This is a genomic window from Nocardia barduliensis (assembly GCF_013315795.1).
In the GTDB taxonomy this organism is placed as follows: Bacteria; Actinomycetota; Actinomycetes; order Mycobacteriales; family Mycobacteriaceae; genus Nocardia; species Nocardia barduliensis.
In genome coordinates this window covers 136,170-150,812 of record NZ_JABLTE010000004.1, presented here as the reverse complement: position 1 = coordinate 150,812, position 14,643 = coordinate 136,170, and the positions used below count along the sequence as shown (strand labels likewise).

Below are 14,643 nucleotides of genomic sequence, written 5' to 3'. Positions count from 1 at the left end.
CAAGGTGTGCAGCCAGCCGAGCGCCCCGGAGCGAATGGCTTCGCGGGCCGCGCGGTAGCCGGCGTCGAAGCGGCGTTGGAAGCCGATCTGGACGGGGACCGCGGAGTCGCGGGTGTGCTCGATGACGGCGAGGGTGCCGGTGATGTCGGCCGCGACGGGCTTCTCGCAGAAGACGGGGATGCCCGCGTCGACGGCGCGGATGATGAGTTCGGGGTGGGCGTGGGTGGCGGTGGCGATGATCAGGCCGTCGAGGTCGGCGGCGAAGAGGGCGTCGAGGTCGGGGGCGAATTCGACGCCGAGCACGGCGGCGGTGGTGCGGGCGCGGTCGGCGTCGGCGTCGGCGACCAGGACGGTGCCGACGTTCGGGAGTTTGCGCAGGATCTCGGCATGCGAGGTCCCGATGCGGCCGGTTCCGGCGAGACCCAGGGTGACGGCTCGGTGAGGTGACATCGGCTCTCCTTATATATGGAATCGCGACGTGCGTGGGTGGGCAGCAGAGCTCGGTGGTGGATCAGCGTGGAGCGGTCGTGGTGGCGCGGACGACGAGCGAAGGTTTCAACCGGCGGCGGACCGGGACGGTGCGGCCGTCGCGGAGTCGTTCGGTGAGCGCCTCGATCGCCAGGCGGCCCATCCGGACGCGGGGCTGGTCGATGGTGGTCAGCGCGACGTGGCGCAGGGCGGCCAGCGAAGTGTTGTCGTAGCCGACCACCGAGACGTCCTCCGGCACGCGCAAGCCCGCTTCCTCCAGCGCGGCCATCGCCCCGACGGCGTTGAAGTCGTTGCCGCACACCAGCGCGGTGGGAAAGTTGTCGTGGGAGAACAGGTTCAGGAGTTTGCGCACCGCGGCCGTGCCCGCGGAGTCGGTGTGCTCGCTCGGCACGACCATCGGTTCCAGACCGTGGCGCTGCATGGCGGCGCGATAACCCTTACGGCGGGGCGCGGAGGTGAAAGCGCCGCCACCGTCGAGGTGGACGATGCGCCGGTGCCCGAGCGAGACCAGGTGATCGACGGCGAGGGCGGCGCCTGCCTCGCCGTCGTCGTTGACGGTATCGATGCCCGCGACGGTGGAGGTGCGCGACACCAGCACCAGCGGAGCCTGCTGCGCCGCTTGGCGAATGACGGCGGCGGGCAGGATCGGGGACAGCAGGATGACACCACCGGGCCGGAACGCGAGCAGGCTGCCCAAGGCGGTGCGTTCGCGGTCGGCGCTGCGCCGGCCGGTGTTGAGGATGAGTTCGAGGCCGGACTCCTGCGCGGCGTCGTCCATGCCTTCGACGACGTCGGCGAAGAAGGCGTTGCGCAGGTCGGAGACCAGCACACCGACGAGGTTCGAGGTCCGGCTGGCCAGCGAGCGGGCCAGGAAGTGCGGTTGATAGCCGAGGTCTTTCGCCGCGTCCAGCACGGCGCGGCGGCGGTGCTCGCTGACCTTGGGAGAGTCGCGCATGACGAGCGAGACGAGAGCGCGGGAGACGCCCGCACGCGCGGCGACGTCTTCCATGGTCGGCCGTGCCATGTCGCCTCCGTTCCGCGTCCGCGACTCCTGCCGGGACGGACGATACGCGGTGCGTGCGAGTGGAGCAATAGAGCGCTCTAATCGGACTCGACGCGCACGGTTCCAGCGGGGATTTCCGCAATAAAGCCTGGTAGTGCCTCTTTCGGTGGCCGCTCCGGAAGTCCTTGACACCCTATGACCTGCGTTACATAGTTGGAGCGCTCCAATAGAACGGGGCCAACTCGATATCGAAGGTCGGAGAAGTGCCGATGACCGAATCCCTGCACCCGCTGCGCCTCGCGGCCGCGCCGATCTCCTGGGGAGTCTGCGAGGTCCCCGGCTGGGGTCGCGTGCTCGACGCGCGCACCGTTCTGTCGGAGATGGCCGCGCTCGGCCTGTTCGCCACCGAACTCGGGCCTCCCGGTTATCTGCCGCGCGACCCGGGCGCACTGCGACAGTTGCTCGGGGACTTCGGTATCGCCGCGGTCGGCGGCTTCCTCGCCGTCGTGCTGCACCGCGACCGGCGGGATGCCCTCGCGCAGGCGGAGCGCACCGCCACGCTGCTGGCCGCCACGGGCGCGGAAGTGCTCGTGCTCGCCGCCGCGACCGGTCTCGGCGGATACGACGCGCGCCCGCGACTCGACGACGCGCAGTGGCGCGCCCTGATCGACACCGCCGCCGAGATACGCGACGCAGCCGCCGCGCACGGCCTGCGCACGGTGCTGCATCCGCATGTCGGCACCCAGGTGGAGAGCGAGGCCGAGGTGGAGCGGTTCCTCGCCGATACCGATCTCGACATCTGCCTGGACACCGGGCATCTGCTCGTCGGCGGGGCCGATCCGGTGCGGCTAGCGCGGCGGCACGCCCGGCGGATCGGGCACATCCATCTCAAGGACGTCAGCGGCCCCCTGGCCGACCAGGTACGCGGCGGGAAGCTGGAGTACAGCGAGGCGGTGCGCCGCGGACTGTACGTCCCGCTGGGTGCGGGCGACGTCGACATCGCGGCACTGGTGCACACGATGCGGAGCGCGGGCTATCGGGGCTGGTACGTCTTGGAGCAGGACGCCGCGCTGCGAACATCCGACTCGACGGCCAAGCCGAGTGGCGACACCGCGCGCAGCCTGCGGTACCTCGCCGACATCGCGCTCACCGCGGCCGGAATCTAGGCGATGACGACGATGTCCCTTCGACCACGGCGCGGCGCGACCGCGCGATATCACCGCCGCCTGCTGCCGTGGATTGCCGCGGCCGCCCTGCTGGCCGCGTGCAGCGGTCCCGGCGCCGACGCGCCCGCCCCTTCGCAGACGCCGATCAGCGTCGGCGCGGTGAAAGCGGTCGCGGTGGTGACCCACGGCAGTCCGGGCGACGCGTTCTGGAACGTCGTCAAGAACGGCGCGCAGGCCGCGGGGAAGGATCTCGGTGTCCGGGTGGACTACAACGCTTCCGGCGATCCGGGGCAGCAGGCGAAGCTGATCGACAACGCGGTGGCGCAAGGGGTCGACGGACTCGTCGTCTCCATGGCCGATCCCCAGGCGCTTCGCGCGTCCGTCGAAAGAGCCGTCGCTGCGGGCATTCCCGTGGTGACGATCAATTCCGGCGAGTCCGAGAGCGCGAAGTTCGGCGCGTTCGTCCATGTGGGTCAGAGCGAATCACTGGCCGGGCAGGCCGCGGGCGAACGGCTCGCCGAGGCCGGGCGCGCGAAGATGCTGTGCGTCATCCACGAGGCGGGCAATATCGGCGCGAACGAACGCTGCGCGGGCGCGACGAAAGCCTTCGGCACCGCGAGCACGCTCCAGGTGGACATCAACAATCCGACCGACGCGCAGTCCAGGATCAAGGGCGCGATCGAGGCCGACCGGTCCATCGACGCGGTTCTGACATTGAACTCGCAGGTCGCGGCGCGGGCCGTGGACGCCGTCCGGGAGGCCGGGTCGCCCGCCGCTGTCGCCACGTTCGACCTGAATTCCGATGTGGTGGAGGCGATCCGAGCCGGAAGACTGCTGTTCGCGGTCGATCAGCAACAGTTCGAGCAGGGCTACCTGCCGATCGTGCTGCTGCGGCTGTACCGGACGAACCTGAACACCGTCGGCGGCGGCGCGCCGGTGCAGACCGGACCGGGCTTCGTGGACAAGAGCAATGTGGAAGCCGTCGCCGCGCTCGTCGCGCAGGGCACGCGCTGAGGTCGGGAGCCGATGAAATGACAGCCACCACAGAGACTTCCGAGACGGCGCACGAGGGACTCGCGCCGCTGCAACGCCTGGCCGTGCGGCCGGAGATCGGCGCGGCGCTCGGCGCGCTGCTGGTGTTCGTGTTCTTCTCCCTGGTCACCGACCGGTTCCTGAGCCCGCTCGGCGTCGCGACCTGGCTGGACGACGCGTCCACGCTGGGCATCATGGCGGTGGCTGTTGCGCTGCTGATGATCGGCGGCGAGTTCGACCTGTCGGCGGGCGTGATGACCGCCTCCACGGCGCTGGTGACGGCGTTGCTCGCGGTGCACGCCGGGTGGAACGTCTGGTTCGCGCTGCTGGCCGCGCTGGTGTTCGCGTTGGTCGTCGGCGCGTTCAACGGCTGGGTGGTGATGCGCACCGGCCTGCCCAGTTTCATCGTCACGCTGGGCACCTTTCTCGCCCTCCAGGGCCTGAACCTCGGCGTGACCCGGCTTGTCACCGACACGGTGCAGGTGTCGGGCGTGCGGAGTGCGGACGGATACCAGTCGGCGGGCTGGGTGTTCGCCTCCACCCTCGACATCGGCGACGCGCACATCCAGGCCTCGGTGGTCTGGTGGATCGTGCTGACCGCGATCGCCGCGCTCATTCTGGTCCGCACCCGGTTCGGGAACTGGATCTTCGCCGTCGGCGGTGCGCTGCCCAGCGCACGTGCGGTCGGCGTGCCCGCGGACCGCACCAAGATCCTGCTGTTCATGGGCACCGCGTTCGCGGGGTGGGTGGTCGGCTCCTGCAACATCCTGCGGTTCACGAGCGTGCAGGCCAACCAGGGCATCGGGCTCGAATTGCACTACATCATCGCGGCCGTTGTCGGCGGATGCCTGCTCACCGGAGGCTTCGGTTCGGCGATCGGGGCCGCGATCGGCGCGTTGATCTTCGGCATGGCGCGCCAGGGCATCGTGTTCGCCCGCTGGGACAGCGACTGGTTCATGCTGTTCCTCGGTGTGCTGTTGCTGGCGGCGGTGCTGGTCAACAACAGATTCCAGAAACGGGCCGAAAGGGTGCGCCGATGACTGCCCTGATCGAGGCCGTGGGCCTCGGCAAGAGCTACGGCGGCGTCGTCGCCCTGCGCGAGGTGTCCACGGTGGTGAACGCGGGCGAGGTGACCTGCGTGCTCGGCGACAACGGCGCGGGCAAGTCGACGCTGATCAAGATTCTGGCCGGGGTGCACCGGCACGACCGCGGCGAATTGCGCGTGGAAGGCGAATCGGTCCGGTTCGCATCACCACGGGAGGCTTTGGATCGCGGTATCGCCACGGTCTACCAGGATCTCGCGGTGGTGCCGTTGATGAGCGTGTGGCGCAACTTCGTGCTCGGCTCCGAGCCAACCTACGGGTACGGCCCGTTCCGGTTGCTGGACCGCAAGAAGGGCTGCCAGACAGCGCGAACCGGTTTGACGGACATGGGCATCGAGATCCGCGATCTGGAACAGCCGGTCGGCACGCTGTCGGGCGGCCAGCGGCAATGCGTCGCCATCGCACGCGCTGTTCATTACGGCGCGAAGGTGCTGATCCTCGACGAGCCGACGGCCGCGCTGGGCGTGAAACAGGCCGGGGTGGTGTTGAAGTACGTCGTGCGGGCACGTGAACGCGGGCTCGGCGTCGTGTTGATCACGCACAACCCGCACCACGCCTATCCGGTCGGTGACCGGTTCCTGCTGCTGAAGCGGGGCGCGGTGCTCGGTTCGTACGAGAAATCGGAGATCGAGCTGCCGGAACTGACCCGGCAGATGGCGGGCGGGGCGGAACTGGAGGCGTTGCAGCACGAGTTGCGGCGCGTGACGCCGTGAATACGGAGGAGGCGAGTTCGTGACCGAGCTGGAGGCATTGACCGTCGGCCGGGTCGGGGTGGACTTGTATCCCGAACAGAGCGGCGTCGCCCTGGCGCAGGTGCGTAGCTTCGCGAAGTCGCTCGGCGGCACCGCGACCAACGTCGCGGTGGCCGCCGCCCGGCTCGGCCGTCGCTCGGCGGTACTGACCAAGGTGGGCCCCGACGGCTTCGGCGATTTCGTGCGCATGGCGCTGGAGGATTTCGGCGTCTCGTCCCGTTATGTGACGACCGCGCCGGACCTCCGGACGCCCGTGGTCTTCTGCGAATTGCTGCCGCCGTCCGATCCGCCGCTGTTGTTCTACCGTGCGCCGATCGCGCCGGATCTCACCCTTACTCCGGGCGACGTGCCCTGGGAAGTCGTGGATGCCGTGCCGCTGCTGTGGGTCACGGGTACCGGAGTGAGCGCGGAACCGGCGCGCAGCACGCAGCGGGAGATGCTGCTGCGGCGTGCCCGACGCGGGCACACGGTGCTCGATCTGGACTACCGGCCGATGTTCTGGCCCGATGTCGACACCGCGCGGACCGAGATCGGGTGGATGGTCGACCACGTGAACGTGGTGGTCGGCAACCGCGCCGAGGCCGAGGTGGCGGTGGGCACCGCCGACCCGGACACGGCGGCCGACCGGCTGCTCGACCGTGGGGTACGCCTGGCGGTGATCAAGCAAGGCGGCGAGGGCGTGCTGGTGGCCACCGCCGCGGAACGCTGGACGGTGCCGCCGTGCCGGGTGGACGTGGTGTGCGGGCTGGGCGCGGGTGACGGTTTCGGCGGCGCGCTGATCCACGGCCTGCTCTCGGAGTGGGACCCACGGCGCATCGCCACCTACGCCAACGCGGCGGGCGCACTGGTCGCCGCACGTCTGGCCTGCGCGGACGCGATGCCGACGGGCGCGGAGATCGAGGAACTGCTGTGCGATTGAACCGGCATGGGAATCGAGGAACCGCTGCGGGTGAGCCGCGGGTCGGCGAAGCAGTGCGGTCGAGCGGGGCGCGGATCAGACGAGCGGCTGAGTATCGAGCGCGGAAGGAGGATCTGCCATGTACGTGACCGACGAGCGCTGGCGCGAGTTACTGCATGTGCGTGCGACGGACTCGGCGGCGGTCGAACGGGCCTACGCGCAACGAGTGCGCCGCGCCGACCTATTGGCGGGCAAGCAGACACTGTTCCTGGTCGCCGCCGATCACCCCGCTCGCGGCGCGCTGGGCGTCGGAGCGGACCGCACCGCCATGGCCGATCGGCGCACTCTGCTGGAACGGCTGTTGATCGCGCTGGCCAACCCGGACGTCGACGGTGTGCTCGGCTCCCCGGACGTGGTCGAGGAACTGCTGTTGCTGGACGCGCTGGACGACAAGGTCGTGATCGGGTCGATGAACCGCGGCGGTCTGGCGGGCGCGGAATGGGAGATCGATGACCGCTTCACCGGATACGACGCGGACTCCCTGGCCCGCTTCCGTCTCGACGGCGGCAAGATGCTGCTGCGCCTGGTCGATTCCGACGCGGGGACCGTGCCGACGCTGCAAGCCTGCGCCCGAGCGGTCTCGGCGTTGGCGGCGCACGAGCTGATGGCGATGGTCGAGCCGTTGCCGTACCACCGGGACGACGCCGGTGCGCTGGTGATGAGCAAGGACGCGCTGTCGCTGTCGAGGGCGATCACGGTGGCTTCCGGTCTCGGCGTCACCTCGGCCTACACCTGGCTGAAGATTCCCGCGCCACACGACATCTCGGTGCTGGACGCGACCACCTTGCCGGTGCTCGTGCTCGGCGGCGCGCCCTCCGGCGACCAAGCGGTGGATCGCGCGTTGTGGGGCGGGGCGCTCGGCCACGACGTGGTCCGCGGGCTGGTCGTCGGGCGCACCCTGCTGTATCCGCCGGACGGCGACGTCGCGCGGGCGGTGGACTCAGCCGCTCGCCTTCTGAAGGAAACCCGTTGAGGCACGGGACCGTCGCCGGACACGGCTGGGCACCGACACCGCCGCGAGCGGCCCGCGAAGCTTGTATGGAGGAGACACGATGACACTGCATCGGCCGGAAGGCTCGCTGCGCCGTGACGGTGATCCGATCCTGCTGACCCCCGAGGACGCCGGATGGACCTACGCCGGGCTGCGGGTGCTGCGGATCGGCGCGGGCGCGTCGCGGATCGTGCGGACGGGCGAGTTCGAGGCGTTCGTCCTGCCGCTTGCCGGAGCGTGCACGGTGCGCGTGGACGGCGCGGCCTTCAGCTTGGCCGGGCGGGATTCGGTCTTCACCCGCGTGACGGATTTCGCCTACGTCCCGCGCGACGCCGAGGTGGAGTTGGTGGCCGAGGGCGGCGACCTGGAGGTGGCGCTTCCGATGGCCCGCTGCACGCGACGGCTGGAGCCGCGATACGGCCCTGCCGAGCAGGTCCCGGTCGAAGTCCGGGGTGCGGGCAGTGCGACGCGCCAGGTCACCAACTTCGGGATACCCGGCGTGTGGGAGCACGCGGACAAGCTCAACGCCTGCGAGCTGATCACCCCGGACGGCAACTGGTCGTCCTATCCGCCGCATAAGCACGACGAAGTGAGCGAATGCGAAGTCGTCAACGAGGAGATCTACTACTTCCGTATCGCCGGACGGGACGGGATCACGCCGTCCCGTGAAGGCTTCGGCATGCACCGCACCTACACGCCGGACGGCACGGTGAGCGAGAACGTCGCGGTTCGGGACGGTGACGTCTTCCTGATCCCGCGCGGTTATCACGGGCCGTGCGTCGCCGCGCCCGGTTACCCCATGTACTACCTGAACGTGCTGGCCGGTCCAGCCTCCGAGCGATCGATGGCGTTCTGCGACGACCCGGCACACAGTTGGGTGCGGGGGCGCTGGGACGACGAGCCCCTCGATCCGCGCTGCCCGGTCACCTCGCACGAAGGGCGGGTGCGATGCGACTGACCACGGCGCAGGCGCTGGTGGCCTGGTTGATCGCCCAGCGTTCCGAGACACTCGACGGCAGCGAAGTGCCGCTGTTCCCCGCCGTCTTCGGCATCTTCGGTCACGGCAACGTGCTCGGCCTCGGCACCGCGCTGCACGAGCGGCGCGCCGAACTCCCGCTGTGGCGCGGGCACACCGAGGAGGGGATGGCGCTCGCGGCCGTCGGCTATGCCAAGGCCACCCACCGGCGTCAGGTCGGTGTCGCGACGTCGTCGATCGGCCCCGGCGCGCTCAACATGGTGACGGCGGCGGGCGTCGCGCACGCGAACCGTCTTCCGCTGCTGCTGCTCCCGGGTGACACCTTCGCCGGACGGGCGCCCGACCCCGTCCTGCAGCAGGTCGAGCACTTCGGCGACCCGACCGTCACGGTGAACGACGCGTTCCGGGCGGTGAGCAGGTATTTCGACCGCATCACCCGTCCGGAACAGCTGATCGCCACCCTGCCGCAAGCGGTCGGGGTGCTCACGGATCCGGCCGACGCCGGTCCGGTCGTCCTGGCGCTGCCGCAGGACGTCCAGGCCGAGACCTACGATTTCCCCGGCACGCTTTTCCACCCGGTAGCGCACCGACTTCCGCGCCCGCGCCCGGACCTGCGGGCACTCGGCGACGCCGTGGCCGCGTTGCGCGGTGCGCAACGCCCGCTGCTGATTCTCGGCGGCGGTGTCCGCTATTCGGGCGCGGGACCCACCGCGCTGGAGTTCGCCGAGCGTCACGGCATTCCGGTCGTGGAGACCACCGCCGGTCGCACCCTCGCGCCGCACGATCACCCGCTGTACGCGGGACCACTCGGCATCACCGGCTCGGCGTCGGCGAACGCGATGGCGGCCGAAGCCGATCTCGTCCTCGCGATCGGGACCCGATTGCAGGACTTCACCACGGCGTCCTGGACGGTCTTCGCGCCGGACGTCCGGTTGGTCACGATCAACGTGGCCCGGTTCGACGCCGTCAAGCACGGCGCCCTCGCGGTGGTCGGCGACGCCGAGGTCACCGTGCGCGAACTGGCCGGGCAGCTGGGGCAGTGGCGCGTCGACTCCGAGTGGACCGAGCGAGCCGCCGCACTGCGCGGCTCCTGGGACGCGCACATCGACGGTCTGCGCGCACCGACCCCTGGCCCCCCCAGCTACGCCCAAGTGGTGGGTGCGGTGAACGACCTGAGCGGGCCGGCCGATTACGTGATGACGGCATCCGGCGGCCTGCCCGGCGAACTCGTCGGCGGCTGGCGAGCGAGCGGCGGCGCGCCGACCATGGACGTGGAGTACGGCTTCTCCTGCATGGGCTACGAGCTGGCGGGTGCGTGGGGTGCGGCCATGGCGCACGTCGGCGGCGTGGTGACGACCCTGCTCGGGGACGGCTCGTACCTGATGCTGAACTCGGAATTGTTCTCCGCGGCGTTCGCCGGCCACGCCTTCGTCGCGGTGGTGTGCGACAACGACGGCTACGCCGTGATCGCCCGGTTGCAAGAGGGGCAGGGCGGCGAGCCGTTCAACAACTTCTACGCCGACTGCCGCACCACGCACGACCATCCGCCGCGCGTGGACTTCGCCGCCCATGCCGCCGCACTCGGCTGTTCGGTTTTCACCGCCCGCGACCTGGACGAATTCCGGGACGCCTACGCGCGGGCGCGGGCGGCGGCGACAGCCGAGCACCGTCCGGCCGTGCTCGTCGTGCGCACGCAGCCCGCGGCGTGGACCGACGCGGGTGCTTGGTGGGAGGTCGGCGTGCCCGAGCATCTGCCGGGCCGCGCGAGCTACGAGGAGACGAAACCGCGTCAGCTGCGCTACCTCCGGCCGTGAACAGAACTTAACGAACAGTGCGCCCTGTGGCCCCGCGGACGTAGGCTGAAATGTCGACGCGTGCGTGCGGTAAACTGAATTCTGTTGCCGCACAAGCAAATTGGTAGCACCTGCGGATCGAGGCCGAGCCGCGTCGAAGAAGGAGTTCCATGATGTCGGGCGCGGCGGCCCCTCCGAATGGGTTGTGTTCATCGAGGGCGGACGGCGGGTGTTATCCAGGGCGGAGTGTGGGTACTCGCGTGACGGGTCCGGTGGTGTTGCCCGGATCGGACCCGGACCGAACGTGGGAGGTGACAGGCGCAGTCCGCTCGTGAACGAGTGTCGGCAAGTGAACCAAGAACAGCGCGCGCGTGAGCGCCGACTCAGCTGTACGCCCGCCGAGGCGACGTCGTGAGCGTTAGCTCACAGTTGATGGTCCGAAACGTGAGGAATTCATCGGATCATGGCATCGTTGATCTACGAGACCAGGGCATCTCATAACACCTACCTGGCTCGTCTACAGAAAGTATGAAATGGCTCAAGGCATTGTGAAGTGGTTCAACAGCGAGAAGGGCTTCGGCTTCATCGCACAGGACGGCGGGGGGCCCGACGTCTTCGTGCATTACTCGGCTGTGAGCGGCTCGGGTTTCCGGTCCCTCGATGAGGGGCAGCGCGTGGAGTTCGAGATCGGCCAGGGACAGAAGGGTCCGCAGGCCCAGGACGTCCGCGTTCTCTGATCGCGACTTAGCTTCCGAAAGGCTCCGCACCGGGACGGTGTGGGGCCTTTCCTCTGTGCGCGTCCGGACGGCCGTGCTGATTGTATATTGCAAGCAGTAGTCGCCGATCGAGAGGAGCGCCGGATGCGGGAGCAGGGCCGTTCCGGGTGCCCGATCAACGCGACGATCGAGGTGATCGGCGATCGGTGGACGCTGCTCGTGCTGCGCGACGTGATGTTCGGCGACCGGCGCCACTTCCGCGAACTGCTGGCCGGTTCGGAGGAGGGCATCGCCTCCAACATCCTCTCCGATCGGCTCAAGCGCCTGGTGGCGGCGGGGCTGCTGAGCCGGGAGGACGCCAGGCCGGGGCAGAAGGCGGAATACCGGCTCACCGAACCCGCGATCGAATTGGTGCCGGTCATGGCGCAGCTCGGCGCGTGGGGTCTGCGGCATCGCCCGACCACCGAACATCTTCGGGTGCGGGCCGAACTGCTCGAGGCGGGCGGCCCGAGCTTGTGGGCGGAGTTCATGGACGAACTACGCGAGAGCCATCTCGGCATCCCCCGCCCGAACCCGGACCGCCCGTCGGCCACGCGACAGCTCGCGCGGGCATACGCCGAGGCGGTCGCCGAATCCGCCGACGCGGACGAGCGGGCGGCCGCAGCGGCCCCCGGGGCGTAGGAGTCAGCCCGCCAGTGCCTCGGAGCGGAAGAACTCCGCGGTGACCGCACGGGCCCGGGTGAGGTCGCGGCCGCCTGACTTGCCGAATGTCTCAGCGGCACAGGAGAATTCAGCGGTGATGAACGTGGTGACCGGCGCGGGCGCCGACCCGCTGCCCATCTCCCGGGTCCGCGACTTCAGGTCGGTCAGCTCGGTCACCGCCGCCGTCAACTCGGCGGGCAGCTCGCATTCCCGCAGCAGCGTCGGCAGATGCATCGGCGCCACCGCCGCCGCGGGATGCTCGCGCAGCCACCGCAGCGCCATCGCCGGACGCAACGCGTAGAACACCTTCTTCAGCGACCCGGTGCGCTCGAACAAGGCCCACTGCTTGACGCCCAGGTGCAGATAGTGCCGAGCCACCTTGTCGCGGTCGGCGACTTCGTCGGCCACGGTGCGCAGCCGGTCCCGGAATGCCGGGTCGCCGCGGTAGACGATCGGCGACATCAGCCATTCGATGAGCACGGCGTTGCCCTGCACCAGCAGCCGCAGCGCTTTGGCCAGATCCCAGCCGTTCACGTCGAGCAAGTCGGTGAGCGGCGTCTCCACCACGTCCCGGGTGCGCCACGGCGACAGGTAGGTCTCCAGCGCCGCGACGTACACGAACCGGCAGTCGTAGTCGGAATCGGGAGACGGGAACCCCCAGGCGCGGCTGCCGCTCTCGATCGCGAGCCGGATCGACACCCGGTGCTCCCGCTCGACCCGATCCAGCTCGCCATCGATCGACCCGACCACCGCCGGGTCCATCGAAGCCGGAATCGCGCGCAAGGACATGACCGCGATCGTAGGTGCCGAAAAGGGTTGCCGCAGCTGATTTTCGCCGCCGCTCACGGCTATGGGAGGACTGTTCGACGGCGCTGTTACGGCACGACGCCCGCTCGCCGCTCGCTGCCCGTTTTCCAACGCGGCGACGAGCATCCCGCCGGCGGCCAGCGCGCCACCGAGCGACAGCACGGCGGCGAGGCCGAGCCCGTCCGTGGCCAGCCCGCCGATCAGCGACCCGAGTGCGATGGCGGCGTCGAAACCCCGGTGAGCAGGGCGGAAGCGCCTTCCTTGGCGTGCGGGGACGTGGCGAAGACTCAGGTCTGGGTAGTCACCGAGACGCCGCCGTAGGACAGGCCCCACACGACCATCGACACGATGGCGCGGGGGCCCGCCGCTATCCGCGGCCTGCCCCTGCCGCGACAGGCGTGCCCCGGCGTGGCGATGGAAGCGCCGGGCCGGGCTCAGTGCGCCGCGACGGCGGCGACGCGAGTGAGTTCGGCGGCGAGCCGTGCGGGATGGGTCAATTGCGGGTAGTGGCCCGCGCCCTCGATCGAGACCGAGTCCCGGGCGGTCGCGACAGTGAGTGGATCGGCCGAACCGGTGACGATCCGCACCGGCGCCGGAATCCGCTCGAGCAGTGCGCGCAGCTCCTCGCGTCGCGCGGGGGCGCTCGCGCGGCGCAGGGCGGCTACGGTGCGAGCGGCGACGCCGCGCCTGCGCAGATTCGCCGCGGCGCCGGCGATCGCGGCGCTCTCCGGCACACCGAGCCGACTCGCCAGCTTGCCGGCCGACACGCGGCGCATCGCCACCGTCGCCAGCGGCGAGCGCAGCAGCACGCCGGAACGCGGTTGCAGGAACGCGGGCGCCACCAGCACCACGCCGGAGATCCGCTCGGGATGCTCCGCCGCGTACCGCAGCACCGGACCGCAGCCGAGGGAGTGGCCGACCAGCACGGGGCGGGTGCGGACCGAGGAGAGCAATCCCGGCAGCACGGCATCGTGGTCACCGGGCGCCGAGCGTCCGAGACCGGGCAGGTCGACGGCCAGGCTCGGCCCGTCCAGCTCCGCGCGCACCGCGTTCCACGACTCACCGTCGAGCGGAAGGCCGTGTACCAGAACATAGTCCGGGCATTCCCGTTCGCCGCTCACCCAGATCCCGTTTTCGAAACCGGCGGTCGGATCGTCGGTCGCCGCGCCGAACCGGCTGGCCACGAGATGATCGGCCCAGGCGAGCACGGTCGCCTCGGTCGGCGGCATGGTGAGTCCGGCGCGGCGGGCCACCTCCTGCGCGGCCGACGTGTCGTAGCGGTCGTCGGCGATGAAGGTCAGCGACTCCGGATCGGCGCCGGTGAGCGAGCGCGGGAGTTTCGCTATGACGCCGACCGGAATCGAGAACCGCGGCGCGCGGACCCCCAGGTGCCCGGCCAGCAGTCGGAGCAGCTTCGGCAACACGGGAGTTCGATCGTCGAGAACCGTGTAGGACCGGCCCGCGGTATCCGGCAGGGTGGGGAGACTGATCAAGAAGTCGGTGAAGTAGTCCAGATCGACGATCGGCACGAAGGTATCCGCCCCGCCGGGAGTGGCCGGGAGCTTCCCGTTCCACAGCTGCTCGACCACGCCGGCGAGCCCGACGTATTGACCGGGGCCGATCACACTGCTCGGGTTCGCGATGGTCAGCGCGACGCCGAGCTCGGCGGCCCGTCGCCGCAGCAGCGGATCGGACTCGAACTTGGACGCGCCGTAAGCGCCCTTCTCATAGTGCTGTTCGTCGGATTGCTCGACGGTGATCCGGTACCCCGTGATGTGGACGAGGCGTCGCAGGCCGGGCAGGGCGGCGGCCCACTCCAGTACGTGCAGCGCGCCGGTGACGTTGACCGCGTACGCGTCCTCGGGCGCCAGTCCGAAGGCGAAGCGGGCCGCGCAGTTGTACACGTCGCGGATGCCGGACGGATCGAACCCGGCGGGCAGGCCGAGGTCTTCGGCGGTGACGTCGCACGCGACGATCTCCAGCTCGCTCGGGTCGACGCCGCGTCGGCGCAGCCAACCGGTGAGCCGCTCCTCGCTGCCGGAGCGCAAGGCGGCGGTGACGGAATGCCCCTGCTCGAGGAGCCGGGCGACCGCGGCGCGGCCGAGGAACCCCGCGGCTCCGAAGACGATGCTGTCGGACATGACATTCTCCTTAC

General features: G+C 70.1%; 14 protein-coding genes. 10 read left to right on the top strand and 4 right to left on the bottom strand.

Going from position 1 to position 14,643, the window contains the following annotated elements:
* A partial coding sequence (locus tag HOV91_RS03625) for a Gfo/Idh/MocA family protein (protein WP_174183979.1) occupies positions 1-450 on the bottom strand: 450 nt, incomplete at its 3' end.
* Positions 451-511: 61 nt separating this feature from the next.
* Positions 512-1,513, bottom strand: a complete 1,002-nt coding sequence (locus HOV91_RS03620) for a LacI family DNA-binding transcriptional regulator (RefSeq protein ID WP_174183978.1) — start codon at positions 1,511-1,513, stop codon at positions 512-514.
* A 248-nt stretch (positions 1,514-1,761) separates the two neighbouring features.
* Here HOV91_RS03620 and HOV91_RS03615 point away from each other — a divergent pair, with 248 nt between their 5' ends.
* The 10 genes from HOV91_RS03615 (at position 1,762) to HOV91_RS03570 (ending at position 11,660) form a co-directional block, all read left to right on the top strand.
* Positions 1,762-2,658, top strand: a complete 897-nt coding sequence (locus HOV91_RS03615) for a TIM barrel protein (protein WP_174183977.1) — start codon at positions 1,762-1,764, stop codon at positions 2,656-2,658.
* Between the two features lie 3 nt (positions 2,659-2,661).
* A complete protein-coding gene (locus HOV91_RS03610) occupies positions 2,662-3,672 on the top strand; it encodes a sugar ABC transporter substrate-binding protein (RefSeq protein ID WP_246349784.1) in 1,011 nt (336 codons plus the stop codon).
* A 17-nt stretch (positions 3,673-3,689) separates the two neighbouring features.
* Entirely contained in the window at positions 3,690-4,730 is a 1,041-nt protein-coding gene (locus HOV91_RS03605) for an ABC transporter permease (protein WP_174183976.1), read from the top strand.
* Positions 4,727-5,506: an ATP-binding cassette domain-containing protein gene (locus tag HOV91_RS03600; RefSeq protein ID WP_174183975.1), complete on the top strand. Its 780-nt coding sequence runs from the start codon at positions 4,727-4,729 to the stop codon at positions 5,504-5,506. The genes HOV91_RS03605 and HOV91_RS03600 overlap by 4 nt, the downstream gene beginning before the upstream one ends.
* 19 nt (positions 5,507-5,525) lie before the next feature.
* Positions 5,526-6,464, top strand: coding sequence for a 5-dehydro-2-deoxygluconokinase (iolC, locus tag HOV91_RS03595; protein WP_174183974.1), 939 nt, complete (start codon positions 5,526-5,528; stop codon positions 6,462-6,464).
* A gap of 118 nt (positions 6,465-6,582) precedes the next feature.
* Entirely contained in the window at positions 6,583-7,476 is an 894-nt protein-coding gene (locus HOV91_RS03590; protein ID WP_174183973.1) for a Cgl0159 family (beta/alpha)8-fold protein, read from the top strand.
* A 79-nt stretch (positions 7,477-7,555) separates the two neighbouring features.
* Complete coding sequence (iolB, locus tag HOV91_RS03585; protein WP_174183972.1) at positions 7,556-8,452, top strand: 5-deoxy-glucuronate isomerase; 897 nt, start codon at positions 7,556-7,558, stop codon at positions 8,450-8,452.
* Complete coding sequence (gene iolD / locus HOV91_RS03580) at positions 8,443-10,284, top strand: 3D-(3,5/4)-trihydroxycyclohexane-1,2-dione acylhydrolase (decyclizing) (RefSeq protein ID WP_174183971.1); 1,842 nt, start codon at positions 8,443-8,445, stop codon at positions 10,282-10,284. Before iolB ends, iolD begins: the two co-directional genes overlap by 10 nt.
* 512 nt (positions 10,285-10,796) lie before the next feature.
* Positions 10,797-11,000, top strand: a complete 204-nt coding sequence (locus tag HOV91_RS03575; RefSeq protein ID WP_014987157.1) for a cold-shock protein — start codon at positions 10,797-10,799, stop codon at positions 10,998-11,000.
* A gap of 123 nt (positions 11,001-11,123) precedes the next feature.
* Complete coding sequence (locus HOV91_RS03570) at positions 11,124-11,660, top strand: winged helix-turn-helix transcriptional regulator (RefSeq protein ID WP_174183970.1); 537 nt, start codon at positions 11,124-11,126, stop codon at positions 11,658-11,660.
* Positions 11,661-11,663: 3 nt separating this feature from the next.
* On the opposite strand, the gene HOV91_RS03565 is transcribed toward HOV91_RS03570, so the two are convergent.
* Positions 11,664-12,470 carry a nucleotidyltransferase domain-containing protein gene (locus HOV91_RS03565; RefSeq protein ID WP_174183969.1) on the bottom strand — a complete coding sequence of 269 codons (807 nt, stop codon included), beginning with the start codon at positions 12,468-12,470 and terminating at the stop codon, positions 11,664-11,666.
* A gap of 452 nt (positions 12,471-12,922) precedes the next feature.
* Positions 12,923-14,629, bottom strand: coding sequence for an alpha/beta fold hydrolase (locus HOV91_RS03560; protein ID WP_174183968.1), 1,707 nt, complete (start codon positions 14,627-14,629; stop codon positions 12,923-12,925).
* Positions 14,630-14,643: the final 14 nt, after the last annotated feature.